The sequence below is a fragment of the Tateyamaria sp. ANG-S1 genome, assembly GCF_000814025.1.
In the GTDB taxonomy this organism is placed as follows: domain Bacteria; phylum Pseudomonadota; class Alphaproteobacteria; order Rhodobacterales; family Rhodobacteraceae; genus Tateyamaria.
Map to the genome: position 1 here is coordinate 1 of NZ_JWLL01000026.1, position 2,656 is coordinate 2,656.

Sequence of the window (2,656 nt, forward strand, 5' to 3'; positions counted from 1 at the left end):
GCCCTGCATCCTCCAACTGCTCCCGGTCCGGCAAGTCCTGGAGCGTCTCCAGATCGAAGGCAACGAGGAACTTTTCGGTTGTCACATAGGTGTAGGGTGCGCCGCGCCGCGGCGACCGCGGGCCGGTCCCGATCAAACCGCGCGCATGCAAGCGCCCGATCAAGTCGCGGCTGATCTCCTTGCCGAAGATGTCCTTGAGCCCGTCCCGCGTGATCGGCTGGTGATAGGCGATGGCGGCCAGCACGGCGACGTCGTATTCGCGCAGGTCGAGGTCCTGGTCGCCCACATCCGCAGCCGCCCAGATCGTCGACGCATAGGCCGGTCGGGTCCGCAGTATCCACGCGTCAGCGACGCTGGCAATCTCATAGGGCCGATCCGCCAACTCAACCGCAAGGTCCTCGACCAGCAGATCGACCGAGACCCCCTGCCCCACCACGCGCGCGAGATCCTCGCGCGGCACCGGCGATGCTGACGCGAAGAGTACGGCCTCGATCCGGCGCATCCATTCGCGCCATCGCAGGTCGGCAGGCAGGTCCTGCAGTTCCCGGTCGAGCTCTTGGTCAGCGTGATCCTTCGCCATCGCTCAGATCCCGTAGAGCCGGAACGTGTCGCGCCCGGTCAGCTCTCGCGCTGCGCCAAGCTCCACTAGCCGATCACAGAACCGGCGCGCAGCGCGATCGGACCGGAGCGACGTCAGCGCTGTTGGCGCAACCGCGTCGTGAGTCAGGAACAATATGACGGCGTCATCCGCGCCCTTCGCACGCAGCTTTGGTGCGACCTCTTTCAAGCGCGCTGCACGTCGAGCCAAATCAGCGGCCTCCCGCGTCGCCTCGACCGCCGCAGCAGCGATCGCCCGATGAGAGGCCAACCGTAGCTCTTCACACGACGTCCGCATATCGGCCCGTTTGAGACCGAGCGCGAGGAGCGGCAGGACATGGCTCCACCCGAGGGCCTGCGCCAAAGCCGCGTCCGCCAGGATCAACGCCGTAGCCGGGTCGCGCGGTCGATCCGCGATAACCGCGTGCAGCACGGCCGCGGCTCGCGGGACCGGCGCCCCCTGCCCAGCATCCAGCCAGGTGGCAATCTTCTCCGACTCAAGGTCAGGCATGGCGCGGTGCAGGGCTTTGACCGACACAGGTCGTTGGACTGCGCGCTGCCAAGAGAGATAAATCTCGCCCGCCGGACCCGGATTGTCGCCGGGCTGAAGGAATGCTACCGCATCGCGCAAGTCTGCGGACCTTTCCGGGCGCCCCTGATGCGTCACGCAGGCCTCGGCCGCGCGCAGCCCCAGCCGTGCCCTCAGCAAGGTCTGGGGGACGTCGTCCCGGCTCAACACAAGATGCAGATGGCTGAGCGCCGCGCCCGACAAAAACGCCACATCTTCAGGGGTTTCGGGCCGCCGTGAGGTGACCCAGGACGGTATATGAGGTAGGGTCTTGAGGTCGTCGCTGAAGCTCTGGCGGGCATAGGTCATGCCACAAGACTATCGTGTCGCGGCGCTTTTGCCTACCAAATAGTGTGTAAACCGCCCCACCCTGCTGCTCTAGGATATGTCCAATAAGTTTGCATTATCGGACGCTCAAAGATAGCCTCTGCAAATGGCGAGCAAACCACCCCAAAACAGCGAGATTTCGCGCTCAGCGGCCCCTGCCCCGCCCGATCCTGCTCATAACGACGAGAGCCATCATCCTTCAGAGACCGCGATCAGTCTTCCGGACTCCGTGGCCGCATCTGGCTCGCTGGAGCGCCTGGTCGAGACGGCGCGTGGCTATGCCGAACAAGCGAGGGCCGAGAACACCAACAAGGCCTATAAAGCCGACTGGGCGCATTTCGGCAGCTGGTGTCGACGGCGCGGCGCAGAGCCACTGAGTGGCCAGTTCACGCCGGATCCCCAACTCATCGCGCTTTACATCGCAGAGCTTGCATCACCGCAGGGTCCCGCGCCTGCCCTCGCGGTCTCGACGATTGAACGACGTCTGTCGGGGCTTGCGTGGAACTACCAACAACGCGGGCAGTATCTGGATCGCAAGGATCGGCACATCGCAACAGTCCTTGCCGGTATTCGACGCCAGCACGGCAAGCCACCTATACAGAAAGAGCCGATCTCGCCCCACGAACTGCTCCAGATGGTGGCCACGCTCACTTTTGGCCTGCGTGATCTCCGCGACCGCGCCATTCTGTTCATCGGCTATGCGGGTGGTATGCGACGCTCCGAGATTGTTGGGCTCGATGTGGATCGAGATGACACGGAGGATGGCCGCGGTTGGGTCGAGATCGAAGAAGGCGGCGCTGTCGTCATCTTGGACACCAAGACGGGTTGGAAAGAGAAAGAGATCGCGCGTGGGTCTTCTGACCAAACCTGCCCCGTTCACGCGTTGGAGCAATGGCTGCACTTCTCCAAAATCGCGCATGGGCCGATATTCAGACAGGTGACACGCGACAATGGCGGTGTGCAATCAGGTCGGCTCTCCGACAAACATGTGGCACGCCTCATCAAGCGCACGATGCTGGAGGCTGGTCTTCGGCCTGATCTTCCTGAGGCTGAACGCGTGAAACTGTTTTCCGGGCATTCGCTGCGGTCTGGTCTGGCGTCTTACGCCGAAGCAGACGAGCGCTATGTGCAAAAGCAGCTTGGCCACGCTTCCCCTGAAATGAC

General features: G+C 63.4%; 3 protein-coding genes. 1 reads left to right on the forward strand and 2 read right to left on the reverse strand.

Annotation, left to right across the window (positions count from 1 at the left end):
* Positions 1-580, reverse strand: a 580-nt coding sequence (locus tag RA29_RS21590) for an SMC-Scp complex subunit ScpB (RefSeq protein ID WP_039690023.1), incomplete at its 3' end; no start/stop codon positions are given.
* A gap of 3 nt (positions 581-583) precedes the next feature.
* Positions 584-1,474 carry a DUF1403 family protein gene (locus RA29_RS21595; protein ID WP_039690025.1) on the reverse strand — a complete coding sequence of 297 codons (891 nt, stop codon included), beginning with the start codon at positions 1,472-1,474 and terminating at the stop codon, positions 584-586.
* Positions 1,475-1,598: 124 nt separating this feature from the next.
* Between RA29_RS21595 and RA29_RS21600 the strand changes: the two genes are divergently transcribed.
* On the forward strand, positions 1,599-2,656 hold a 1,058-nt coding region (locus tag RA29_RS21600; RefSeq protein ID WP_039690027.1), incomplete at its 3' end, for a tyrosine-type recombinase/integrase.